Consider the following 23,238-nt stretch of genomic DNA (forward strand, 5'->3'; position numbering starts at 1 on the left):
GACGAAGGGACGAAAAAGCCGGAGCGGCCCTGTAAGCCGAGTTCTGTCCCCACCCCTCTCGGAGTGGGCGGTGAACATTCGTCTAGGGCCCTGGTTACCCAGTGCCTCGTCAGCGAGCAGACCCGAGCGCGTCGGACGGGCCATCCTTGTCCTGTCTTGCGACAGGACGCGCTCCTATTGGCTCTTGCTCCAGGTGGGGTTTGCCGTGCCGCCCGACTCACGCCGGGCGCGGTGCGCTCTTACCGCACCGTTTCACCCTTACCGGTCCCTCGCGGGCCGGCGGTCTCTTTTCTGTGGCACTTTCCTGCGGGTCGCCCCGACTGGCCGTTAGCCAGCACCCTGCCCTGTGGAGCTCGGACTTTCCTCCCGCCGCCCCGTCCTGCAGCGACCGGCGTTCACCCGAACCGCTCCGGCGCCCCGGGCTCTAACCCAAGCCCGGGGGTGGAGCAAGGGGCCCTTGCGGAGCTCCGGAGCCCGCGCCCGCGCCCGCCTAGTGGCCGGGCTCGGGCTGCGGCGGGTGCGCGGGCGGCGGCGTGCCGCCGTGCGGCTCGCTGCGCTCGGCGGCGTGGCGCGGGGCGCGCCGCAGCCGCTGCACCGCCACGTACAGCGTGGGGATGAAGACGAGGTTCACCACCGTGGACACCAGCATGCCGCCGAACACCGTGGTGCCCAGCGAGTTGCGCGCGCCGGAGCCCGCACCCTTGGCGAGCATCAGGGGCACCACGCCCAGGAGGAAGGCGATGGAGGTCATCAGGATGGGGCGCAGGCGCACGCTGGCCGCCTCGATGACGGCGTCCAGCGCGCCCTTGCCCTGGGCGCGCAGGTGCTCGGCGAACTCCACGATGAGGATCGCGTTCTTGCTCGCGAGGCCCACGAGCATCACCAGGCCCACCTGACAGAACACGTCGTTGGGCAGCCCGCGCAAGCCCTGCAGCCCGAGTGCGCCGAGGATGGCGAGCGGCACCGAGAGGATGATCACGAAGGGCAGCACGAAGCTCTCGTACTGGGCCGCGAGCACCAGGAACACGAACACGATGCCCATGGCGAAGATGACCAGGGTCTGACCGCCGCTCTCCTTCTGGTCGAGGCTCACGCCGGTCCACTCGCCCGCCATGCCCTCCGGCAGCTTGCTGGTGAGCCCCTCCATCGCGCTGATCGCCTCGCCGGAGGAGGTGCCGGGGGAGGCCTGGCCGTTGACCTCGACCGAGCGGAAGAGGTTGTAGTGGCGGATGGTCTGCGCGCTGGTGGTGGGGCGCACCTTCACCAGGGCCTCGAGCGGGATCATGTCCCCGCTGTCGCTGCGCACGTAGAAGGAGCTGATGTCCGAGGGCGCGTCGCGGAACTGCTGCTCCGCCTGGACGTACACGCGGTACGTGCGGGCGGCGTAGTTGAAGTCGTTCACGTACTGGCTGCCCATGAAGATCTGCAGGGTGCCGAAGACCTGGTCCATCGGCACGCCGAGCGACTTGGCCTTCTGGCGGTCCACCTCCACGTCCAGCAGCGGCGTGGCCGCGCTGAACGAGGTGAACACGCCGCGCAGCTTGGGCTCGTCCGCCGCCGCGCCGATGAGCGCGTTGGCGCCCGCGGACAGCTCGTCCAGCGAGCGCGTGCCGGAGCGGTCCTCCACGATGAACTGGAAGCCGCCGGTGCTGCCCACGCCGCGGATGGCCGGGGGCTGCAGGGGCAGGGCGCGCGCGGCGCCGAGCGAGCCCAGCGGCGCGCGCAGGCGCTCCACCACGGCGGACACCGTGTGCTCGGCGCCCTCGCGCTCGTCCCACGGCTTGAGCATGGCGAACACCTGCGCGGTGTTGGGGCCGCTGCCCTGGGGGCTCGTGCCGCCCACCGCGAACATGCCCACCACCTCGGGCTGTGCGCGCAGGATCGCCTCCACCTGCGCCATGGTCTTGTCCGTCTGCGCGAGGCTGGTGCCCTCCGGGCCCTGCACGCTGACGATGAGGTAGCCCTGGTCCTCTTCCGGGATGAAGCCGGTGGGCACCACCCGGAACAGGAGCACGGTGCCGCCGATGAGCAGGAGGAAGGCGCCGATGAGCAGCACCGGGTGCTTGAGCAGCCGCTTGAGCGAGGCCGCGTAGCGGTCGCGCGTCCAGTCCAGCAGCTGGTCCATCTTGCGGAAGAACACCCACTTCTGCTTCCCGTGCTCCGGCTCCTTGAGCAGCAGCGCGCTGAGCGCCGGGGTGAGGGTGAGGGCGCAGAAGGTGGAGATGGCCACCGAGGCCGCGATGGTGAGCGCGAACTGGCGGTAGATGGAGCCGGTGATGCCGGGGAAGAAGGCCACCGGGAGGAACACCGCGATGAGCACGATGGAGATGGCGATGACGGCGCCCGCCACCTCCTTCATGCCCTCGCGCGCCGCCTGCAGCGCGGAGAGCTTCCGCTCGTGCATGATGCGCTCGATGTTCTCGATCACCACGATGGCGTCGTCCACGACGAGGCCGGTGGCCAGCGTGAGGCCGAACAGCGTCAGCGTGTTGATGCCGAAGCCGAAGGCCTTCACGAAGGCGAAGGTGCCCACCAGCGAGACGGGCAGGGTGAGCGCGGTGATCAGCACGCTGCGCCAGCCGTGCAGGAAGAGGAAGATGACGAGGATCACCAGCGCGATCGCCTCGACGAGCGTCTTCACCACCTCGTCGATGGAGGCGCGCACCGCGAGCGTGGTGTCCGTGGCCGGTCGGTAGGTGAGCCCCGGCGGGAAGTCCTTGGACAGGCGGTCCATCTCCTTGAGCACCGCGTCGCGCACGTCCAGCGCGTTGGCGGTGGGCAGCTGGAAGATGCCGATGCCCACGCCCGTGCGGCCGCTGAAGCGCAGCAGGCTCGAGTAGTTCTCCGCGCCCAGCTCCACGCGGCCCACGTCGCGCAGGCGCACCACGCGCCCGTCCGCCGAGCGCTGCACCACCATGTCCGCGAACTCCTCGGGCTCGGCGAGGCGGCCGCGCGCGCGCACCGCGATCTGGTAGGGCTGGTCCTTGTCGCTCGGGGGCTGGCCCACCTGGCCGGCCGCCACCTGGAGGTTCTGCTCCTGCAGCGCGCGCGTCACGTCCTGGGCGGTGAGCTTGCGGCGCGCGAGCTGGGTGGGGTCCAGCCACAGGCGCATGCTGAACTTGCGCTCGCCGAAGATGCGCACCTCGCCCACGCCCTTCACGCGCTTGAGCGCGTCGCGCAGGTTCACGTCCGCATAGTTGGAGAGGAAGCTCGCGTCGTAGCGGTTGTCCTCGCTGAACAGGCCCATGCTGAGCAGCAGCTGGGTAGAGGCCTTGTTCACCACGATGCCGGCCTGGTTCACCTGCGCCGGCATGCGCGCGGCGGCGCGGCCCACGCGGTTCTGCACGTCCACCGCGGCGATGTCCACGTCACGCGTGGGCTCGAAGGTGAGCGTGATGGTGGAGGTGCCGTCGTTGCCGCTGGAGGAGCTCATGTAGCGCATGCCCTCCACGCCGTTGAGCTCCTGCTCGAGCGGGATGGTGACGGCGCTCTCCACCACGTCCGAGCTCGCGCCCACGTAGGTGCTCGTCACCGTCACCGTGGGCGGGGCGAGGTCCGGGTACTGCGCGATGGACAGCGTGGGGATGGCCACGAGCCCGGCGAGCAGCACCACGATGGAGCACACGGCCGCGAAGATGGGCCGGCGGATGAAGAATTCGACGAACACTTGTGAGTCCTCAGTTCCCGCCCGCGCCGGGCGTCCCGCTGCCGCCGTTGCCGCTCCCACCGCCCGCATCCGGGCCGCGCTGGGCCTCGGCCTGCGGGGGAGGAGCCACCGGCTTGGGCTTGATGGCTGCGCCGTCCCTCAGGCTCTGCAGGCTGGACACCGCGATGCGGTCTCCGGGCGCGAGCCCCTTCTCCACCACGAAGGAGGAGGTCCCCAGGGGGCCCAGGGTGATGGGCTTGCGCGACACCGTGGTCTTGCCGTCCTTGTCCGCCACCGCCAGCACGAAGGCCTGGCCGCTCTGGCGGATCACCGCGAGCGCCGGCACCTGCAGCGCCTGGCGCACGCCGTAGACGATGCGCGCGCGCACCTGCTCGCTGGGGCGCAGGCCGAGGGTGTTGCGGAACACCGCCTTCACGTCCACCAGCTGGGTGCGCGGGTCCGCGAGCGGCGCGACGAAGTACACGCTGGTGCGCACCAGCACGTTCCCCTCGCTGTCCAGCAGCTCCACCGGCGTGTCCACGCGGATGGCGCGCGCGCGCTCGGTGGGCACCGCGATGCTCGCCTCGAGCACGTCCGCCTGGGCGATGCTGGTGGTCACGGTCTGCGTGGTGGCGAAGTCGCCCAGGCGCACCAGCACGTCACCCACCGTGCCGGCAAAGGGCGCCTTGAGCACGGTGTAGGCCACCTGCACCGCGCGCTCGGACACGTTCGCGCTCGCGCTGCTCACCGCCGCCTCCGCAGCGTCCGCAGCCGAGCGCGCGCGCTCGAGCTCCTGCGCGCTCACCAGGCCCTCCTTGTAGAGCGCCTCGGTGCGGGTGCGCGTCTGGCGCGCGAGCTCCAGGTTCGCCGCGGCCGAGCGCGACTGCGCCTGCGCGCTGCCCAGCGCGGCCGTGGTCTGGCGCGCGTCCAGCTCGATGAGCGGAGCGCCCGCCTCCACCTTCTGGCCGGGGCGCACGAGGATCTTGCGCACGTAGCCGGCCGTCTGCGGCTGGATGGTCACGTTCTGGCGGCTCACCAGCGTGGCGAGGTACTCGCCCGTGTCCCGCACCTCGGAGGGCTGCAGCTGCACCACCTCCGTCTCGCGCGGGGGCGGCGCCTTGGGCGCCTCCTTCTTCGCGCAGGCGCTCAGCCCCAAGGTCAGCGCCACCGCGCCCACGAGTCTCACCAGTTGCACGTTGCCTCCGTCAGCACTGCATCGAGCCGCGCCTGGACGAGCTCGAACTCGCGCGTCGCGAGTGTGATGTCTGCCTGCCGCAGGGCGGCGGCCGTCTGCACCAGCTCCAGGCTGCTGGCACGGCCAATCTCGAAGGAGCGGCGGGTGAGCTGATCCGTCCGCTCGGCGAGCGCGCGGGCCTCGCGCGCGCTCTTCAGGAGGCTCTCCGCCACGGCGACGCCGCGCCGCGCGCGCGCCACCTCGAAGGACACCTGGCGCCGCGTGCTCTCGAGGCTCTCGGCCGCCTGCGTCTCGAGGCCGGCGCGCTCGCGCACCAGGCCCGCGCGCGCTCCGCCCTCCCAGATGGGCACGCTGAGCACCGCGGCGATGTTCCAGGTGGCCACGCGGCCGAAGCCCGGGTCCGCGGTGTAGCCGAAGAGGCTGCTGGTGAGGCCCAGGGTGGGCAGGTAGCCGGCGCGCGCCTGGCTCCTGCTCGCGCGCGCAGAGTCGAGGTTCTCGCGCGCGGCGACCAGGTCCTGGCGCTCGGCGGGAGAGGACAGCGGGCTGCACTGCCCGCGCGCCTGCTGCTCGAGCCCCTGCAGCGCGAAGGCGGGCTGCACGCCCACCTGCTCGTCGAAGCCCAGCGCGAGCCCCAGCGCCTCGCGGGTGCGCAGCACCTGCTCGTCTCCGGAGATGAGGGTGCCGCGCGCGACCTCGACGTCCTGGCGCACGCGCACCACGTCCAGCTGCGTCGCGGCGCCCAGCTGCGCGGTGCGCTCGGTGAGCTGCGCGCGCTCCAGCGCCTGGCGCAGCCCCAGCCGGTTGAGCTCCGCCACGCGCTCGGCCGCCACCACGGCGACGAGGCTGCGCGCGAGCCCCTGGGTGAGGCGGCGGCGCACGTCCCCGAGGCTCGCGGTGGCGCTGCGCTGGGCGGCCGAGGCCGAGCTCACCCCGCGCCAGCCGCCCACGTCCACCAGCGACTGGCTGAGGGACACGGTGGCGGTGCCGGTGGGCGCGGTGGGCGTGCGGCCGCCGGTCCCCGTGCCCACGCCCACGCCGGTGCCCGTGTTGTTGCCGGTGCCCAGGGTGGGGTTGTCCGGATGCAGCAGGTCCGAGGCCACGCCCGCGGTGAGCCGCGCGTTGGGCAGCAGCGGCGCGAGCGCCTGCTGCCAGCGGCCCTGCGCCCGCTCCACGCCCGCCTGCGCCGAGCGCTCGTCCGTGGAGCGCTCGCGCAGCAGCCCCAGCGCCTCCTCCCAGCGCGCCACCTGGCGCGGGGCGGGCGGGAGCGGGGCGAGCATCGGGTCGCTCACCTGGGGCTGGAAGGGGGTGGGGGCCGCGAGCGGGGCGTCCTCCGAAGGCTTCTGGGCGGCAGGCTTCTGGGCCGGGTCGGAGGCGGGGGCCTGGGCCTGGGGCGCAGCCGGGGCCGGCGGGGCCGCGCGCGCGGCCGGCGCGGCGCTCAGCAGCAGGGCGGTGGCGAGGGCGGGAGTGAGCACGGGAGGGCGGGGCACGGTCAGTTGGACTCCAGGAGGTGGATGCCTGTACTTGACAACTGTTGCCAACGTCAAGCATGTAGGCATGAATGACCCTCGCCGAACAGGTGGCCTCGGTGCGCCGCACGCTCCAGCGGGTGCTCACCCGTCATCTCGCCCATAAGACGCCGCGTTCCTTCCTCGAGCTGCGGGCGCTCAAGGCGATCGAGCACGAGGACATCCGCACCCAGGTCGCGCTCGCGGACCGGCTCCTGGTGGATACGGCCGGGGTGAGCCGGATGGTTGCGAAGCTCGAGCAGGAGGGGCTGCTCGAGCGTCAGCCAGGCGACGACCGGCGCTGCGTGCGCCTCGAGCTCACGGCAACCGGGCGGGCGCAGGCCCAGGTGCTGCTCGACGAGCTGCAGAGCCTGGATGCCCAGGTGCGCCGCCACCTCTCGGAGCGCGAGGTGGAGACGCTCGGACGGCTGCTCGCGAAGCTGCACGTGGGGCTCAACGCGCTCGCCGAAGAGGCCCGCCGCCCGGGCACCCCGCGCGGCGAGGCCTAGGCGCTACATCCGCTCGTCGATGGCGCGGTTGCTCATCTCGTCCGCGAGCGCGTTCTGCTCGCGCGGCACGTGCACCAGCTTCACCTTCGCGAAGCCCTTCAGCAGCCGCACCGCCTCGTCGAAGAGCGGGCGCAGGGTGGGGCTCTTCACCTGGTAGCGGCCGCCCAGCTGGCGGATCATCAGCTCGCTGTCCGCGTACACGTCCACCTCGCGCGCCCCCAGCTCGCGCGCGTGCTTCAGGCCGATGATGAGGCCCATGTACTCGGCGTAGTTGTTCGTCTGGCGGCCGAGGTACTTGCCCACGCGGGCGAGCACCGTGCCGCCCCCGGCGTCCGTCACCACCGCGCCCGCGCCGCTGGGGCCGGGGTTTCCGCGCGCGGCGCCGTCCGAGTAGACGCGCACGCGCCCGAGGGCCGCCCCGTCTGTGGCGGCTGCAGGTGGTGGCGGAGGAGGTGCAGCAGGCGCGGGCGGGGAGGCGTGCGGGAGCTCGGCCTCTGGCCCACCGGGCTGCTGGGCGAGCGTGTCCGCGAGCTGCTCGAGCAGCTGCCCGAGGCGCTCGCGGGTGAGGCCGCGGAAGGCCCGGACGGTCTGGGTGAGGGGCTCCTCGCGCGCGATGTGGCGCAGGAGCTCGGCCTCGGAGGGAAGCGGCATGGGAGGAGGAGGGCTCTCGAGAGCGCTCCCGCGCGCCTAGCTGGCGGCGGGCGCCTCGAGCGCCTCGACGGCGTAGATGATGCGGTGGCAGGAGGGGCACACGTCGGTGCCCAGGCCGGTGCGCAGCTGGTTGTAGAGCTGCGGGGGCACGTTCATGTTGCAGCCCATGCAGGTGCCCGCGACCACGCCCACCAGCGCCGGCAGCTTCTTCTTCTTCACCGAGTCGTAGCGGCGCAGCAGGTTGGGGTCCACGTTGGCGGCGACGCCGGCGCGGCGGCCCTCGAGCTCCTTCACCTGGCCCTCGGCGCTGCCCAGCTTCTGGCGGATCTCGCCCATGCGGCCGGCGAGCGAGCCCTGCTTCTGGGCGAACTCGAGCTCCTTGCCCTTGATGGCCTCGCGCGCGGCGGCGAGCGTCTTGGTCAGCTCCACGAGCTGCTCGGCCATGGTGAGGTTCGCCTTCTTGGCGATGTCGATCTCACGGGCGAGGGCGCTGTACTCGCGGGTGGAGCGCTGCTCGGCGAGCCGCGCCTCCCACTTCTTCACCTTGTCCTTCTCGTCGGTGATGTTCTGCTCGAGGGCGGCCTTCTGGCGCTCGATGTCGAGCACCCGGTTGCGCTCTGCCTCGATGGCGCTTCGTGCGGCGCCCAGCTCCCGCTCCAGATCGGCGATCTGCTTGGGGTGGATGTCCGCAGCCTTCCGGAGCGCGGCGACCTCGAGGTCCACCTTCTGCAGCTCCGCCAGCGCCTTCAGTTTCTCCCGCAAGTTGCTGCCTCCCGAGACCCCGCCAGAGAGGGGGCTCCGACCAGGGGGCCCTCATACCAACAAGGGTGTGCGCGGTCCAACGCCCAAATGCACCCGTGTAAGTCCCGCCCCCCGCTCGCGCTTCTGGGCCCGATTGCCAGGGCGCGCAGCGGCCGCTACACCGGGCTGCGCCATGCTCCCGCGCTCACGCCTGCTCGCTCCCCTCGCGCTCGCCACCCTCGCCGCCGCCGCCTGCCGCGCGAAGGAGCCCGCCGCGCCTGCCGATGCCGCCGCACCCGCTGCCGCGCCGGCGGCGCCCACCGCGCCGGGCACCGCGCTCGGGACCGTCGAGGGGACGCTCCAGGTGGAGGGGCCGGTGCCCGCGCGCCCGCCGCTCGCCACCTCGGGCGCGGCGCTGCAGGTGTGCGGCCCCAGCGTGCCGGACCGCTCGCTGGAGCTGGGGGAGGGGGGCGCGCTGGTGGGCGCGGTCGTCTCGGTGCAGGACGGCGCGCGGCTGCCCGAGGCGCCCGCGCACGCGCCGTCCGTGCTGGACCAGCGCGGCTGCAGCTACGTGCCCGCGGTGCTCGCCGCGCGCGCGGGCACGCCGCTCGAGGTGCGCAACTCCGACCCGCTCGTGCACACGGTGCGCGCGGGGCCGAGCGAGGCGCCGCTCTTCAACGTGGCGATGCCGCTGGAGGGGATGAAGCTGCAGCGCCCGCTGCCGCCCACCCCGGGCGTGCTCGCGCTGCGCTGCGACGTGCACCCGTGGATGCGCGCCACGGTGCGCACCTTCGACCACGGCTACTTCACGTCCACGGACGCGGCCGGGCACTTCCGGCTGCAGCTGCCCGCGGGCACCCACACGCTCGTGCTCTGGCACCCGCTGCTGCCCGAGCGCACCGAGCGCGTGGAGGTCAAGGCGGGCCAGACGGTGCAGCTCGCACAGCGCTGGCCCGCCGCCGCGCTCTCCGCGCAGCCGCGCTAGGGAGGACTAGATGTCCTCGTCGTCCGCAGCGGCGGTCTCGGTCTCCTCGTCGTCGAAGGAGTCCAGGTCCTCCTCCTCCTCGGCGGCGGCCTCGGGCTCCTCGGCGGGCTCGATGGGCTCGATCACCTTGGGCACCGCCGCGAGCCGGCCGCGCCGACCCTCGGACGCCGGCTTGAGCGCCGGGCTCTCGCGCTGGTCCGCGCCGCACTTGGGGCAGATCGGGTCCGGCTTCTTCATGTCGTAGAACTTCGTGCTGCACTTGAAGCACACGAACTTGTTGCCAAGGTCCTTCGCCGGCATCGGGCCACCTTCGCTGGGCAAGAATGAGAGAAGCGCGCGGCTCTCTAATTGGCGCGTCCGGCGGAGTCAACCCACCCGGAGCCCCGGTCTGGCCTCCGGGTGGGCAAGGAGGCGGAGGGCGCCCCCATGGGGCCCTGCGGCGCCCCCTACGGCGGGGTGAGCGTGGAGAGCTGGCGCGCGTCGAGCCGCTGGGCCCAGCGCGAGACGAAGGAGCGCTGCAGCACCCGCCCCGAGGCAAAGCAGAAGTACGCCTTGCGGCTGAGGAAGGAGAAGGTCATCGAGTAGCGGTCGCGCCCGGTGGGCGGCGAGGCGCGGTGGAAGCAGCGCGCGGTGTCCGCGAACACCGCCGTGAGGCGCGGGCCCGTGCAGCGGGTCCACTCGGCCTCCGGCACCACCTCGGGCAGCCGCTCGAGCTTGTGGTCGCTGCTCCAGGTGTAGCGCAGCGTGCGCCGCACGTGGTCGCTGCGCGGCGCGTCCACCGCCTCGAAGGGGCCCGAGCGGTCGTCCACGTCACTCAGGTAGACGATGATCTTGAGCATCCGGTCGTCCTCGGGGTCCGCGTGCCACTTGCGCGTCCCCACGCTCAGGCCGTTGGCCACCTCGCGCTTGATGTTCACGCCCAGGTAGTCCACCGGCAGCCCGAGGTAGCGCTCCGCGAGATCCAGCAGCGGCTGCTGCAGCCCGAAGGCGAAGGGCTCGGCCGTCTGCACCAGCTCGTCGTCGTCGATCAGCGCGTACGCCGTGCCGGGCGCGAGGGTGCGCGCGCGCAGCCTCTCCACGTAGCCGTCCGCGGCGCTCAGCGTCGCGTCGAGCGGCAGCCCCAGCTGCGCGAGCGGGCGCTGGGCGAGGCCGCGCTCGCGCAGCTCCTCGTAGATGCCCTGCATCGTCGGGCTCAGCGCGGGCAGCCGGTGCACGTGGGCTCCGCGCGCGAGCTGGTGATCGAGCTGGTAGAGGTTCTCGACGTAGGGGACGCGGCGCAACCGGCGCTCGACTGCCTGGCGCAGGCGGGAGCCGAAGGTTTCCTGCAGGTCGTACGGCATGTGTGGGGTCCCCCCCTCCAGAGGTGATGCTGGGGGAGAACCTTAGGAGGAAATGTAGGTCCCGCCCTCGGGGACTTTCGGACGAGCCGACTGTCCGCTTCTCCTCAGCTCAGAGGTCGAAGCTCCCGGAGGGCGGCGGGGGCTTGCCCTTCTGGGCCCGCGCGCGCGCCTCGCGCACCTCCTCGCGCAGCGCCTCGGTGGCCTCCGCGTCCACCCGCAGCGTCTCGAGGTCCACGACGTCTCCCTCTCGGGCGCCCTCGGGCAGCTGGGCGCGCGGCACGTGGCGCTCCTCGTCCGGGCCGCCCTCCTCGCCGTGGACGAGCAGCACGGCGACGTCGCCCTCGAGCCGGTCGATGCTCGCGTGGCGCTCGGGCGCCGGGGCCGCAGCGTGCTTCGGGGGGGCGGTCTTCTTGCGTCGGGTCACGGGTGGCAGTCCTTGGCGGGGCGGCGCTCGCGAGCGGCCGCCTCGCGCGTGGGGTAGTAGGTGCGCCCCTTCGTGGAGGCGTGGGCGAGGCTGGGACAGTCCGCGCGGTGGAAGACGGGACTGCCCTTGAGCCCCACGTAGGGCGCCTTCGCGGAGGGCACCGTGGTGGCGGGCGCCGCGGTGGCAGGCGCCGGGGCGGAGGCTGCTCGGGCTGGAGGCGCGGGCGCGGCGGAGGGCGGGCGCGCGGCGCTCACCGTGAGCTGCGTGCCGTCGCTCTGGGCCGTCACCTCGCCCTGCAGGTCCGTGCGCAGCACCTCGGCGCCCACGGCGCGCAGGCGCGCGAGCGTCTCGGGGGAGGGGTGGCCGTAGTCGTTGCCGGCGCCGCACGAGATGACGGCGAAGCGCGGCCGCACCGCCTCGAGGAAGGGCACGGTGGAGGAGTAGCCCCCGCCGTGGTGCGCCACCTTGAGCAGCGCCGCGGAGAGGTCGCGGTGCTCGGCGAGCAGCCGCTCCTCGGTGTCCTTCTCGGCGTCTCCCACCAGCAGCATCGCGGTGCGCCCGTAGGTGAGCCGCACCACGATGGAGTTCGAGTTCGCGTCCGAGCGGGTGTGCGCGAGGAAGGGCTCCACGGGGACCCGCGGCCAGAGGATGCTCAGGCTCACGCCGGCGCCCAGCCCCACCTGCACCGGGACCTCGGGGTGGAGCGGATCCGGCGTGGGCGTGAGCACCTGGCCCACGCGCGCGCCCACGAGCGTGAGCAGGTCGCGGTAGGCGCGGCTCGGGTGATCGAAGCCCGGGTCCATGTAGCGGCGCGCCCCCACCGCCTCGAGCGCGTCCGGCAGCCCGCCGAGGTGGTCCAGGTGCGGGTGCGTGAGGATGACCAGGTCCAGCGGCCCCTTCACCAGCTCCTTCAGGCGCCGGGCGAGGGCCGGGCCCGCCTCGGGGGGGCCTCCGTCGATGAGCACCGTCTTGCCCGAGGGCGAGACGATGAGCGCCGCGTCTCCCTGCCCCACGTCGAAGAAGTGCACGGTGAGGGGAGGAGGCGGCGGGGTCGCGGGAGCCGCTGCGGCGAGCGGGCCCGACGCGGCGGCGCTGCCCGCGAGCAGCAGGGCGCACAGCAGGGACAGGAGCCGGGAGGGGGCCAGGGTCACCCCCCGAATCTAAGTCCGCCGGGCCCGCGCTGCGGTGGGCGCTTTTCGCGGCGGGTCAGCTGCGGTACACGCGGGGGCCATGTCCCACGCCCCAGAGATCCTCGAGGTCGTCACCCGCCTGGCGGAGCAGCTGCGCCGCAGCACGCCCGCCGAGCAGCCGGCCGCGCGCCCTGCTTCCGCTGCAGCACCTCTGACGGCGCCTGGAGTCGAGTCGCTGCGCCCGCAGGACCTCGCGCCCTTCCTCGACCACACCCTGCTCAAGCCCGAGGCGAGCGAGGCGGACGTCATCCGGCTCGCCGAGGAGGCGCGCACCCACGGCTTCGCCACGGTGTGCGTGAACGCGGGCCACGTGGCCGCGGCGGCGCGCGTGCTCGAGGGCAGCCGCACGCTGCCCATCGCCGTGGTGGGCTTCCCGCTCGGCGCCACGCTCAGCAGCGCGAAGGCCTTCGAGGCGCGCGAGGCGGTGCGCGCAGGGGCGCGCGAGATCGACATGGTGCTCAACGTGGGCGCGCTCAAGGGCAAGGACTACGCGCGCGTGGGCGAGGACATCGCCCAGGTGGTGGAGGCGAGCCGCCCCTACCCGGTGAAGGTCATCCTGGAGACGAGCCTGCTCACGCGCGAGGAGAAGATCGCCGCGTGCGTGCTCTCGCGCGCCGCGGGTGCCGCCTTCGTGAAGACCTCCACGGGCTTCTCCACCAGCGGCGCCACCGTGGAGGACGTGGCGCTGATGCGCGAGGTGGTGGGCCCCACGATGGGCGTGAAGGCCTCCGGCGGCATCCGCTCCGCCGAGGATGCGCTGCGCATGCTGCGCGCGGGGGCGAACCGCCTGGGCACCAGCGCGTCCGTGGCCATCGTGGGTGGGCAGACGTCCAGCGCGAAGTACTAGCCCCGCAGCCCGGAACCCGGAACCCGGGAGGACCCGCACCGTGAACGCGAAACAGCGCGAAGCCTTCCTGCAGCGCCTGCTCTCCCTGCACGCGGAGCTCACCGGCAAGGCGCCGCTGCGCATCGAGCCCAACCGCACCGACGACGCGAAGGTGGGCGGCGACGAGGACGAGCAGCCGCTCAACGAGATGATGCAGGCCATCGCCTCGAGCCGGAACCGCAACACCGACGGCGTGCTCAAGCGCGTGGTGAAGGCGCTGGGCAAGCTGCGCGAGGAACCGGACAGCTACGGCGAGTGCGAGGAGTGCGGCGACGCGCTGCCGCTCAAGCGGCTCGAGGCCATGCCCTACGCGGAGTACTGCGTCACCTGCCAGGGCAAGCGCGACGCACCCAAGGGCGGGCCCACCCGCAAGAAGCTCACCGACTACACCTGAGCCGTCTCTCCCCCGACGAGAGGACCCACCGGATGACCACCGAGCAGCTGCTGCAGCAGGCCACCCTCTGGCGCAGCGAGGACCCGGACCCGCACACCGTGGCCGAGCTGGACGCGCTGCTCGCGCGCCGCTCGGGCGAGGACCTCGCGTCGCTCGCGGACCGCTTCGCGGGGGCGCTGGAGTTCGGCACCGCGGGGCTGCGCGGGCTGGTGGGCGCGGGGCCCAACCGGATGAACCGCGCCGTGGTGCGGCGCACCACGGCGGGGCTCGCGCGCTACCTCAAGGCGCAGGTGCCGGACGTGGCGGCGCGCGGCGTGGTGGTGGGGCGCGACGGCCGGCGCATGAGCGCCGAGTTCGCCGAGGACACGGCGCGCGTGCTCGCCTCCGAGGGCATCCCTGCGCGCGTGTTCACCGCGCTGGTGCCCACGCCGCTCGTGGCCTTCGCCGCGCTCGAGCTGAAGGCGGCCGCGGCGGTGATGGTGACCGCGAGCCACAACCCGCCCGAGTACAACGGCTACAAGGTCTACTGGGGCAACGGGGCGCAGATCATCCCCCCGCACGACAAGGGCATCGCGGCGGCCATCGCGCAGGTGGAGCCCGCCAACGCGCTCCGCCTGCTCACCCCGGAAGAGGCGCGCGCGCGCGGGCTCTGGGAGGACCTGGGCGAGGCGCTGGGCGAGCGCTACCTCGAGGCCATCGCTTCCTTGCGCGTGCACGGCCGGGGCTCGCCCACGCTCTCCATCGTCTACACCGCGATGCACGGCGTGGGCGGCGTGTGGGTGGAGAAGGCGCTCGCGCGCGCAGGCTTCGAGCGGGTGCAGGTGGTGGCCGAGCAGCAGCAGCCGGACGGCGCCTTTCCCACCGTGCGCTTCCCCAACCCGGAGGAGCCGGGCGCGATGGACCGCAGCACCGCGCTCGCCGAGCGCGTGCGCGCGGACCTGGTGCTCGCCAACGACCCGGACGCGGACCGGCTCGCGGTGATGGCGCGAGACGCGCAAGGGGCGCTGCGCCAGCTCAGCGGCAACGAGGTGGGGGTGCTCCTGGGCCACTACCTGCTCACCCAGGGCACGAAGCGCGCGCGCCCCTACGTGGTGACCACCATCGTCTCCAGCACCCAGCTGGGCGAGCTCGCGCGCGACCTGGGCGCCGCGTACGACGAGGTGCTCACGGGCTTCAAGTGGATCGCCAACCGCGCGCTCGAGCGCGAGCAGCGCGAGGGGCTGCAGTTCGTCTTCGGCTACGAGGAGGCGCTCGGCTACACCGTGGGCACCGTGGCGCGCGACAAGGACGGCATCGGCGCGGCGCTGGTGTTCGCGGACCTGGCGTCCTGGTGCGAGGCGCGCGGCAGCAGCGTGCTGGGCTACCTGGAGGAGATCCAGCGCCGCCACGGCCTCTTCCTCGCCGCGCAGAGGAACTTCACCCTGCCCGGCGCCGAGGGCGCCCAGCGCATCGCGCAGATCATGGAGGCCTTCCGCGCGCAGGCCCCCGCGCGCATCGGTGCGCACGAGGTGCAGCGCACCCGCGACTACGGGCGCGGCGAGGGCGGGCTGCCGCGCTCCAACGTGCTCGCCTACGAGCTGTCCGGCGGAGGCCGCGTCACCCTGCGTCCCAGCGGCACCGAGCCCAAGATCAAGTACTACTTCGAGCTGAAGGAGACCCCCGCCGCGGGCGAGCCCATCGCCGCGGCCCGCGCGCGCGGGGAGGCCCGGCTCGAGGCGCTGATGCAGGCCTTCGTCGCCCTCGCCCACGAGCGCGGCCAGCCCCCGACCTGAGGGCTGCCTGCCCGTTCTCCAATTGCTGGAGTTTTTCAGCCTGTCTGAGATCGGTGGAATCGCGGGGCGGGGCAGGGCATGAAGGCGCCCGTCAGACTCCAAGAGTCGAAAGGAAAAGAGAGTTCATATGCGTCTACTGAACGTGGTGGGAGCGGCGCTGGTGGCGCTCGCGGTGGCGGGGGCCGGTGAGGCCCAGGCCCAGCGCACGACCGCGTCCGCGGGCTACAGCAGCCGCGGCCAGGGCTGGAGCGTGCTGTCCGGCGAGACCGTGGGCCAGGGCAACAACGTCTTCAGCGCCCAGGTGGGCTGGCCGGGCATCAGCGCCTCGCTGCTGCACGGCGGCACGGACCGCTTCGACATCGGCGGCCGCTTCGCCTTCAACTGGGGCGTGCAGAAGATGGTCGAGTTCACGCAGCCGGGCATCTCGCTCTCGGCGCTGATGAAGCTCAACCTGCTGGACACCGGGCGCTTCAACCTGGGCATGACCTTCGAGCCCGGGCCCTTCTTCATCTTCTCGGACTTCAGGAGCGACGTGGGCCTGGACCTGCCCGTGGGGCTGCAGCTGGGCGTGCCCGTGGGCAACGCGCTGATGCTCAGCGGCGGCATCGACCTGCCGCTGTGGGTCACCTTCGGGGACAACGGCGGCCTCTGGGTCCCCGTGCTCTTCGGCGGCGGGCTCGAGTACTTCATCGACCGCAACCTCAGCGTGAACTTCAAGGTCCGCATGGGCCCCACCTTCTCGCCGAACTACGGCAACCGCAGCGACAGCTTCTTCTCGCTCGAGTCGCTGGTCGGGATCGCGGTGAAGCTGTAGTCGCATCTTTCGCGCGCCCGGGGGAACCGGGCGCGCGGGCGGCACGAGAGGTCGTCCTGGAAGGTGACGCGGTTCGGGTCGTGCGTCGCCTCTGGCACCCCTCGCCCGGCTAGCGCGACTCCTGCTCGTAGGGCACGCCGAGCGCCGCGGGCGCGTGCGCCTTGCCGCCGCGCAGCGCGAGCAGCACCAGGGTGAGCACGTAGGGCAGGGCGAGCAGGAAGCCCTGGGGCACCACCTGCAGGAGCCCCGGCGCGCTCGAGGCGAGCCCGATGCGCAGCGCGTTGCCCGCCGCGAAGAAGAGCGCCGCGCCGGCCGCGCCGCGGAAGCTCCAGCGCCCGAACACCATCGCCGCGAGCGCCATGAAGCCCAGGCCCGCCGGCATGTGCTGCTCGAAGCGGTCCAGCACCGCGCAGCTCAGCGCCGCGCCGCCCAGGCCCGCGAGCAGCCCGCCGCCCAGCACCGCGCCCCAGCGCAGGCCCAGCACGCTCAGGCCCAGCGTGGCCACCGCGTGCGGCCGCTCGCCCACCGCGCGCAGCCGCAGCCCCAGCGCCGTGCGCTGCAGGAGCGCCTGCAGCGCGAAGGGCAGGAGCAGGGCAAGGTAGGTGAGCAGCGAGTGCCCAGAGAGCGCGCGCAGCAGCGGCACCGCGTCCAGCCCCGGCAGGCTCCAGGTGCGCAGTTGGGTGATGGAGGGCGTGCCGCTGGGCGAGTACAGCGACTCGAGCACGAAGGTGCCCCCGGCGAGCGCCACCAGGTTGAGCGCCATGCCGCTCACCACCTGGTCCGCGCGCCAGCGCAGGCTGAGGTAGCCGTGCACCGCGGCCATCACGGCGCCCGCGCCCATGCCCACCAGCACCGCGAGCCCGGTGGGCATGTACAGCGCCGCCACGGCCGCGCAGAAGGCGCCCGCGCGCATCATCCCCTCCACGCCCACGCTCACCACGCCCGCGCGCTCCGAGAGCGTGGCGCCCAGCGCGGCGAACACCAGCGCGGGGGCCGCCTCCAGGGTGGAGTGCAGCAGCGCCTCGAGCACCTCAAGCACGGGGCACCTCCGTGCTCGCCACCACCGCCGAGCCCGTCACGGCGCTGCGCCGGCGCACCAGCGTGAGCCAGGCGAGCCGGCCCGCCACCAGCAGCAGGGCGAGGCCCTGGATGAGCTCCGGGAAGCTCTTGTGCACGCCCAGCAGCTGCATGCGCGTGCCGCCCGCGCGCAGCACGCCGAAGAAGAGCGCCGCGGCCGCGGTGCCTCCCGGGTGGCTGCCGCCCAGCAGCGCGATGGCGATGCCGTCGAAGCCGTAGGGCGCACCGAGGCTCGAGGGGTACTTGAGCTCCGTGCCCAGCACCAGCACCGCGCCCGCGAGGCCCGCGAGCGCGCCCGCCAGCGCCATGGTCTCCGTCACGCGGCGCGCCACCGGGATGCCGGCCGTGCGCGCGGCCTCCGCGCCCTGGCCCACGGCGCGCACCTCGTAGCCCACGCGCGTGCGCAAGAGCCACAGCCACACCAGCGCCGCGGCGAGCAGCGCGAGCGGCAGGCCGAGGTTCAGGCGCGAGAGGCTTCCGAGCAGCCGCGGCAGCTCCGCGGTGGCGAGCACCTCGTCCGTGCCCGAGCGCGAAAGCTCTCCGCTCGCGCTCGCGCGCAGCGGGCCCACCACGAGCCAGTTGTCCACGAGGCTCACCGCCACCCAGTTGAGCATGATGGTGCTGATCACCTCGTGCACCCCGCGCCGCAGCTTGAGCAGCGCGGGCAAGAGCGCCCACAGCCCACCCGCGACGCCCGCGGCGAGCAGCGCGAGCGGCAGGTGCAGGAAGGCGGGGAGGGAGAGCTGCGCGCCCACCACGGCCGCCACCAGCGCGCCCACCACCATCTGCCCCTGCGCCCCGATGTTGAAGAGCCCCACCCGGAAGGCCACCGCCACCGAGAGCCCGGTGAAGGTGAGCAGCGCCGCCTTCGTGCCCGCCTCGCCCCAGGGGCGGGTGAGCAGCGTGAGGGGCCCGCCCTCCAGGTACGCGCCCCAGTCCCCGATGCCCCCGGCGAGCATCTGCCCGTAGGCCTGCAGCGCCGTGTCCAGGTCGCGCGTGAGGGCGATGGCGAGGAAGCCCAGCGCCAGCGCGAGCGCGATGGACAGCAGCGACGGCAGCACCGCGCGAAGCCGCTCACCCATGCTGCGCTCCCAGCATGCGGCGCCCCAGCTCCTGCACGTCGAAGGCCTCGCGCGCGAACTCGCCGTTCACCTTGCCCGCGTACAGCACGTACACCCGGTCGCTCAAGGCGAGCACCTCGTCCAGGTCCAAGGAGAGCAGCAGGATGCCGGCGCCGCGCGCGCGCGCCTCGCGCAGCCGCGCGCGCACCTGCGCCACCGCGCCGATGTCCAGCCCGCGCGTGGGCTGCATCACCACCAGCAGCCCGGGCCCCGCGTCCAGCTCGCGCGCCACCACCACCTTCTGCTGGTTGCCGCCCGAGAGCGAGCCGAGCTGCGCCCCGGGAGCGCGCGGCCGCACGTCGTAGGCCACGAGCAGCTGCTCCGCGTGGCTGCGCCGGCTCGCGAAGTCGACGAAAGGCCCGCGCGCGAAGGGCGCCTGGGTCTGCCGCCCCAGCGCCACGTTCTCCTCCACGCTCATGCTCTTCACCACGGCGCGCGCGAGCCGGTCCTCCGGGATGTGGCCCACCCCGCGCGAGCGCGCGAGCGCGGGCGTGAGCCCCGCGAGCGGCCCGCCGAGCAGCGTGCCCGCCCCGCCCGAGAGGGGGCGCAGGCCGGTGAGCACCTCGGCCAGCTCGCGCTGCCCGTTGCCGTCCACGCCGGCCACGCCCACGATCTCCCCCGCGCGCACGCGAAGGCTCACGCCGCGCAGCGCGGGCCTGCCCTCGTCGTCGCGCGCCTCGAGCCCCTGGGCCTCGAGCACGGTGACACCAGGCGCGGAAGGCCCGGCCGGCGAGGGCTCGGCCGGAGAGGTCGCGGTCGGAGAGAGCTCCGCGAGCAGGGTCTCGGCCGCGCCCGCCTTCGCGCGCCCGTTGCCCACCATCAGGTCCGCGAGACGCTCGGCACTGGCCTCGCTCGCGCGCAGCTCGGCGACGAGGCGGCCGCGGCGCATCACCGCGATGCGGTCCGCCACCCGCAGGACCTCGGAGAGCTTGTGGCTGATGAAGAGCACCGTGCGCCCCTGCGCGGCGAGCCCCCGCACCACGCCCAGCAGCTCCTCGGCCTCCTGCGGGGTGAGCACCGCGGTGGGCTCGTCCAGCACCAGCACCTGGGCGCCGCGGTACAGCGCCTTCACGATCTCCACCTTCTGCTGGCTGCCCACGCTCAGCGACTCGACGGGGGCGCGCGGGTCCAGCCGGAAGCCGTAGCGCTCGCACACCTCGGCCACCTGCGCGTACGCGGCCTCCAGGTCCAGGAGCCCGCGGCGGCGCGGCTCCTTCCCCAGCACCACGTTCTCCGCCACGCTGAGCGAGGGCAGGAGCATGAAGTGCTGGTGCACCATGCCCACCCCGCGCGAGATGGCGTCGCGCGGGCTCTTGAGCCGCACCGGCTCCCCGCCGAAGCGCACCTCGCCCGCGTCCGGGTGGTACAGCCCGTACAGCACGTTCATCAACGTGGTCTTGCCCGCGCCGTTCTCGCCCACGATCGCGAGCACCTCGCCCGCGCGCACCTCGAGCGACACGTCGTCGAGCGCCTTCACGTTGGCGCCGCACACCTTGTGGATGTGGTGGAGCGAGATCAGGGCTGGGCCTTGAACGCAGCGAGCGTCTGGAGGTTCGCGGGCACCTGGATCTCCCCGGCCGCGATCTTCTTCGCCAGGGCCTCCACGCGCGCGAGCGCCTCGGCCTTGCCCGGGAAGTCCAGCGTCACCGGCACGTAGCCCACGCCGCCCTCCTTCAGGCCCATCACCTGGTCACCCGCCTGGAAGCGGCCCTCGGTGAGCTCCTTCGTCGCCGAGTACACGGCGAGGTCCACGCGCTTCACCATCGAGGTGAGCACCGCGTCCGGCGCCACGTGGCTCTGGTCGCTGTCCACGCCGATCACGAACACGCTCTTGCCCGCGGCGCGCGCCTCCTTCACCGCCTGGATGACGCCCAGCCCGTCGCCACCGGCCGCGTGGAACACCACGTCCGCGCCCTTGGCCAGCAGGTCCTGGCCCACCTGCTTGCCCGCGCTCACGTTGTCGAAGCTGCCGGTGTAGCTCACCAGCAGGCGCTCGGCGGCCTTGGGGTTGGTGGTCATCACGCCGGCGCGAAAGCCCGCCTCGAACTTGCGGATGAGCGGCACCTGCATGCCGCCCACGAAGCCCACCGTGCCCGTGCGGGTGGCGAGCCCCGCGAGCGCGCCCACCAGGAAGCTGCCCTCCTCCTCGCGGAACACCACCGTGTGCACGTTGGGCAGGGTGAAGGGCTTGCCCCGCGCGTCCAGCAGCGGGCTGTCGATGAGCACGAAGCGCGCGTCCGGGTTGCGGCGCGCCACCGCCTCCATCGCCGGCTCCAGCAGGTAGCCCACGCCGATGGTCAGCGCCGCGCCCTGGTCCACCAGCAGCTGCAGGTTGGGCTCGTAGTCCTCGGGCGCCTTGCTCTGCAGCACCAGCGGAGTCACCGGCAGCAGCTTCACCTCGGGCAGGCCCGGCGAGAGGCTCGCCGCGCGGGTCTCCGGCGTCGCATCCAGGTAGCGGCCGCCCACGTAGCGCTTGCCCGCGGCCCACAGCTCCAGGCCGCGCAGGGCCGAGTCGTTGAAGGACTGGTCGCCGCGCCCGGCGATGTCCGTCACCAGGCCCACCTTCTGCGTGGCGCCTGCCTTGGCGGCCTGGGCCTCTGCCGAAGGCGCAGACGGCGGGGCGGCAGGGGAGGAGTCGTCCTTCTTCTTCGCGCAGGCGCAGAGCAGCGCCGCCAGGGTGAGGGCCGGGAGCAGGGTGCGGATCATGGGGCGCTCCTCATAGCAGGGTTCAAGGCCGGTGCGCTCTCTGGTATGGGCCCACCACCGTGCAAGCCTACGAGATCATCAAGACGAAGCGGGACGGCCGGAAGCTCACCGCAGACGACATCCGCGCCTTCATCGCCGCCTACACCGCGGGCAGCGTGCCCGACTACCAGATGTCCGCCCTGTGCATGGCCGTGTTCTTCCGGGGCATGGACGCGGAGGAGCTGGGCGCCTGGACGCGCGCCATGCTGCACTCCGGCGAGGTGCTGGACCTCGGGGACGTTCCCGGAGTGAAGGTGGACAAGCACTCCACGGGTGGGGTGGGGGACAAGGTCTCGCTCAGCCTCGCCCCGCTCGCGGCCGCCTGCGGGGTGCCGGTGCCCATGATCTCCGGGCGCGGCCTCGGCCACACCGGCGGGACGCTGGACAAGCTCGAGAGCATCCCCGGCTTCAACGTGAACCTGCCGGTCTCGGCCTACCGCCGCCTCGTGCGCGACGTGGGCTGCTGCCTCATCGGGCAGACGAAGGAGATCGCCCCCGCGGACAAGAAGCTCTACGCGCTGCGCGACGTGACGGCCACGGTGGACTGCATCCCGCTCATCGCCTCGTCGATCATGAGCAAGAAGATGGCCGAGGGCATCGACGCGCTGGTGCTCGACGTGAAGGTGGGCTCGGGCGCCTTCATGAAGACGCGCGAGGACGCGCGCCTGCTCGCGCGCACCATGATCGGCATCGGCCGCGAGATGGGCCGCAAGGTGACCGCGCTGCTCACCGACATGGAGCAGCCCCTGGGGCGCACCGTGGGCAACGCGCTCGAGGTGGTGGAGGCCGTGGAGATGCTGCGCGGCAACGCTCCCGCGGACTACACCGAGTGCACGCTCGCGCTCACCGCCGAGATGCTGGTGCTGGGGAAGAAGGCCGCGAGCGTGGCCGAGGCGCGCACGCGCCTGCAGCGCGCGGTGGCGGACGGCAGCGCCGTGGAGAAGCTCAAGGAGATCGTGCGCGCGCAGGGAGGAGACCCGCGCAGCATCGACGACCTCTCGCGCCTGCCACAGGCGCGCGCCACGCAGGAGGTCCTGGCCCCCGCGGACGGCTTCGTCACCGCCATCCACACCGAGGCGGTGGGGCTCGCGGCGGTGGCGCTGGGCGCGGGGCGCCAGCGCACCGACAGCCCCATCGACCCCGCCGTGGGCTTCACCCTGCTGCGCAAGGTGGGTGAGCCGGTGCGCAGGGGCGAGCCGCTGGTGCGCGTGCACTACAACGACGCGTCGAAGCTCGAGGACGTGCAGGCCCGGCTGCTCGCGGCCTACCGCATCGGCGCCGAGGCTCCGGCCGAGCGCCCCCTGGTGCTCGAGCGCCTGGAGTAGCGAACAGGGGCAAAAAAGCCTCCTGCTCCAGGCCCCGCCCGCAGGTAGAGTGAGCCCCTTCATGGGGCTCTACGAACAGGTACAGGAGACGGTGCAGGCCATCCGGGGGCGCGCCCCCGGGCTCGCGCCGAAGGTGGGAATCATCCTCGGCAGCGGGCTGGGCGACTTCGCGGACGGCTTCGCGGACAAGGTGGTGCTGCCCTACGCGGAGCTGCCGCACTTCCCGCACTCCTCGGTGCCGGGCCACGCCGGGCGCCTCGTGCTCGGGCGGCTCGCGGGCGTTCCGGTCGTCGCGATGCAGGGGCGCGTGCACGCCTACGAGGGCTACGCGCCCGCGCAGGTGGCCTTCCCCGCGCGCGTGCTCTGCGCGCTCGGCATCCAGGCCCTGGTGGTGACCAACGCCGCGGGCACGGTGAACACCGCGTACGCCCCCGGCGACCTGATGGCGATCACCGACCAGCTCAACCTCTCCGGCTGGAACCCCCTCACCGGCCCCAACGACGACCGGCTCGGGCCCCGCTTCCCGGACATGAGCCGCGCCTTCTCGCCCGAGCTGCTCGCACTGCTCTTCGCCTCGGCCAAGCGCACCGGGGTGGACCTCAAGCGCGGCGTGTACAGCATGCTCGCCGGGCCCACCTACGAGACGCCCGCGGAGATCCGCATGCTGCGCATCCTCGGTGCGGACGCGGTGGGGATGAGCACCGTGCCCGAGGTCATCGCGGCCGCCCACATGGGCGTGCCGGTGGCCGGCGTGAGCTGCATCACGAACCTCGCCGCGGGCATCGGCGACAAGCCGCTGACCCACGCCGAGGTCGCCGAGGTCGCCCACCGCGTGAAGGACACCTTCGGGCGCCTGCTCGCGGACTTCCTGCCGGCCATCGCCCACGGCGCTGGCCCGGGCGCACAGTCTTGAGCCTC

General features: G+C 73.3%; 21 protein-coding genes and 1 other RNA gene. 8 read left to right on the forward strand and 14 right to left on the reverse strand.

Annotation, left to right across the window (positions count from 1 at the left end):
* Positions 1–16 precede the first annotated feature (16 nt).
* The 4 genes from rnpB to FGE12_RS18005 all read right to left on the reverse strand — a co-directional run bounded on the left by rnpB (position 17) and on the right by FGE12_RS18005 (position 6,328).
* An RNA gene (gene rnpB, locus FGE12_RS17990) (RNase P RNA component class A) lies at positions 17–411 on the reverse strand.
* Between the two features lie 79 nt (positions 412–490).
* Positions 491–3,667, reverse strand: coding sequence for a multidrug efflux RND transporter permease subunit (locus tag FGE12_RS17995; protein ID WP_194798012.1), 3,177 nt, complete (start codon positions 3,665–3,667; stop codon positions 491–493).
* A 10-nt stretch (positions 3,668–3,677) separates the two neighbouring features.
* On the reverse strand, positions 3,678–4,841 hold the full coding sequence (locus FGE12_RS18000) for an efflux RND transporter periplasmic adaptor subunit (RefSeq protein WP_370459047.1): 1,164 nt from the start codon (positions 4,839–4,841) through the stop codon (positions 3,678–3,680).
* The gene (locus FGE12_RS18005) at positions 4,829–6,328 is read right to left on the reverse strand and encodes a TolC family protein (RefSeq protein WP_370459048.1); all 1,500 of its coding nucleotides are present in this window, start codon (positions 6,326–6,328) and stop codon (positions 4,829–4,831) included. Before FGE12_RS18005 ends, FGE12_RS18000 begins: the two co-directional genes overlap by 13 nt.
* 71 nt (positions 6,329–6,399) lie before the next feature.
* On the opposite strand from FGE12_RS18005, the gene FGE12_RS18010 reads away from it, so the two are divergent.
* The gene (locus FGE12_RS18010; protein WP_153867742.1) at positions 6,400–6,855 is read left to right on the forward strand and encodes a MarR family winged helix-turn-helix transcriptional regulator; all 456 of its coding nucleotides are present in this window, start codon (positions 6,400–6,402) and stop codon (positions 6,853–6,855) included.
* A 3-nt stretch (positions 6,856–6,858) separates the two neighbouring features.
* On the opposite strand, the gene FGE12_RS18015 is transcribed toward FGE12_RS18010, so the two are convergent.
* A complete protein-coding gene (locus FGE12_RS18015) occupies positions 6,859–7,506 on the reverse strand; it encodes a ribonuclease HI family protein (RefSeq protein WP_153867743.1) in 648 nt (215 codons plus the stop codon).
* 36 nt (positions 7,507–7,542) lie between these two features.
* Positions 7,543–8,268 (reverse strand): zinc ribbon domain-containing protein, encoded by a 726-nt coding sequence (locus FGE12_RS18020; RefSeq protein WP_153867744.1) that lies wholly within the window; start codon positions 8,266–8,268, stop codon positions 7,543–7,545.
* 172 nt (positions 8,269–8,440) lie between these two features.
* Here FGE12_RS18020 and FGE12_RS18025 point away from each other — a divergent pair, with 172 nt between their 5' ends.
* A complete protein-coding gene (locus FGE12_RS18025; RefSeq protein ID WP_153867745.1) occupies positions 8,441–9,232 on the forward strand; it encodes a carboxypeptidase regulatory-like domain-containing protein in 792 nt (263 codons plus the stop codon).
* A gap of 6 nt (positions 9,233–9,238) precedes the next feature.
* Here FGE12_RS18025 and FGE12_RS18030 read toward each other — a convergent pair whose 3' ends face one another.
* The 4 genes from FGE12_RS18030 to FGE12_RS18045 form a co-directional block, all read right to left on the reverse strand.
* The gene (locus tag FGE12_RS18030) at positions 9,239–9,532 is read right to left on the reverse strand and encodes an FYDLN acid domain-containing protein (protein WP_153867746.1); all 294 of its coding nucleotides are present in this window, start codon (positions 9,530–9,532) and stop codon (positions 9,239–9,241) included.
* Positions 9,533–9,678: 146 nt separating this feature from the next.
* Positions 9,679–10,572 carry a hypothetical protein gene (locus FGE12_RS18035; protein ID WP_153867747.1) on the reverse strand — a complete coding sequence of 298 codons (894 nt, stop codon included), beginning with the start codon at positions 10,570–10,572 and terminating at the stop codon, positions 9,679–9,681.
* A gap of 109 nt (positions 10,573–10,681) precedes the next feature.
* The gene (locus FGE12_RS18040) at positions 10,682–10,996 is read right to left on the reverse strand and encodes a DUF3006 domain-containing protein (RefSeq protein WP_194798013.1); all 315 of its coding nucleotides are present in this window, start codon (positions 10,994–10,996) and stop codon (positions 10,682–10,684) included.
* Positions 10,993–12,147, reverse strand: coding sequence for a ComEC/Rec2 family competence protein (locus FGE12_RS18045; protein WP_370459049.1), 1,155 nt, complete (start codon positions 12,145–12,147; stop codon positions 10,993–10,995). The genes FGE12_RS18040 and FGE12_RS18045 overlap by 4 nt, the downstream gene beginning before the upstream one ends.
* 79 nt (positions 12,148–12,226) lie before the next feature.
* Here FGE12_RS18045 and deoC point away from each other — a divergent pair, with 79 nt between their 5' ends.
* From deoC to FGE12_RS18065, 4 genes are all read left to right on the forward strand, one after another.
* The gene (deoC, locus tag FGE12_RS18050; RefSeq protein WP_153867748.1) at positions 12,227–13,033 is read left to right on the forward strand and encodes a deoxyribose-phosphate aldolase; all 807 of its coding nucleotides are present in this window, start codon (positions 12,227–12,229) and stop codon (positions 13,031–13,033) included.
* A 40-nt stretch (positions 13,034–13,073) separates the two neighbouring features.
* Positions 13,074–13,466 (forward strand): TraR/DksA family transcriptional regulator, encoded by a 393-nt coding sequence (locus FGE12_RS30375; protein ID WP_194798014.1) that lies wholly within the window; start codon positions 13,074–13,076, stop codon positions 13,464–13,466.
* A gap of 32 nt (positions 13,467–13,498) precedes the next feature.
* Entirely contained in the window at positions 13,499–15,238 is a 1,740-nt protein-coding gene (locus FGE12_RS18060) for a phospho-sugar mutase (protein WP_153867750.1), read from the forward strand.
* Positions 15,239–15,365: 127 nt separating this feature from the next.
* Positions 15,366–16,052 (forward strand): hypothetical protein, encoded by a 687-nt coding sequence (locus FGE12_RS18065; protein ID WP_153867751.1) that lies wholly within the window; start codon positions 15,366–15,368, stop codon positions 16,050–16,052.
* A 109-nt stretch (positions 16,053–16,161) separates the two neighbouring features.
* On the opposite strand, the gene FGE12_RS18070 is transcribed toward FGE12_RS18065, so the two are convergent.
* From FGE12_RS18070 to FGE12_RS18085, 4 genes are read right to left on the reverse strand one after another with little or no spacing between them, the layout of a single operon-like run.
* Positions 16,162–17,091, reverse strand: a complete 930-nt coding sequence (locus FGE12_RS18070) for an ABC transporter permease (protein WP_194798015.1) — start codon at positions 17,089–17,091, stop codon at positions 16,162–16,164.
* Complete coding sequence (locus FGE12_RS18075; RefSeq protein WP_153867752.1) at positions 17,084–18,211, reverse strand: ABC transporter permease; 1,128 nt, start codon at positions 18,209–18,211, stop codon at positions 17,084–17,086. The genes FGE12_RS18070 and FGE12_RS18075 overlap by 8 nt, the downstream gene beginning before the upstream one ends.
* Positions 18,204–19,727 (reverse strand): ABC transporter ATP-binding protein, encoded by a 1,524-nt coding sequence (locus FGE12_RS18080; protein WP_370459050.1) that lies wholly within the window; start codon positions 19,725–19,727, stop codon positions 18,204–18,206. The genes FGE12_RS18075 and FGE12_RS18080 overlap by 8 nt, the downstream gene beginning before the upstream one ends.
* Before the next feature lie 38 nt (positions 19,728–19,765).
* Positions 19,766–20,956 carry a BMP family protein gene (locus FGE12_RS18085; protein WP_153867754.1) on the reverse strand — a complete coding sequence of 397 codons (1,191 nt, stop codon included), beginning with the start codon at positions 20,954–20,956 and terminating at the stop codon, positions 19,766–19,768.
* A gap of 59 nt (positions 20,957–21,015) precedes the next feature.
* On the opposite strand from FGE12_RS18085, the gene FGE12_RS18090 reads away from it, so the two are divergent.
* Both FGE12_RS18090 and FGE12_RS18095 read left to right on the forward strand, forming a co-directional pair.
* Positions 21,016–22,320, forward strand: a complete 1,305-nt coding sequence (locus tag FGE12_RS18090; RefSeq protein ID WP_194798016.1) for a thymidine phosphorylase — start codon at positions 21,016–21,018, stop codon at positions 22,318–22,320.
* Positions 22,321–22,381: 61 nt separating this feature from the next.
* Positions 22,382–23,233, forward strand: a complete 852-nt coding sequence (locus tag FGE12_RS18095) for a purine-nucleoside phosphorylase (RefSeq protein ID WP_153867755.1) — start codon at positions 22,382–22,384, stop codon at positions 23,231–23,233.
* Positions 23,234–23,238 lie beyond the last annotated feature (5 nt).

Source organism: Aggregicoccus sp. 17bor-14, assembly GCF_009659535.1.
In the GTDB taxonomy this organism is placed as follows: Bacteria; Myxococcota; Myxococcia; order Myxococcales; family Myxococcaceae; genus Aggregicoccus.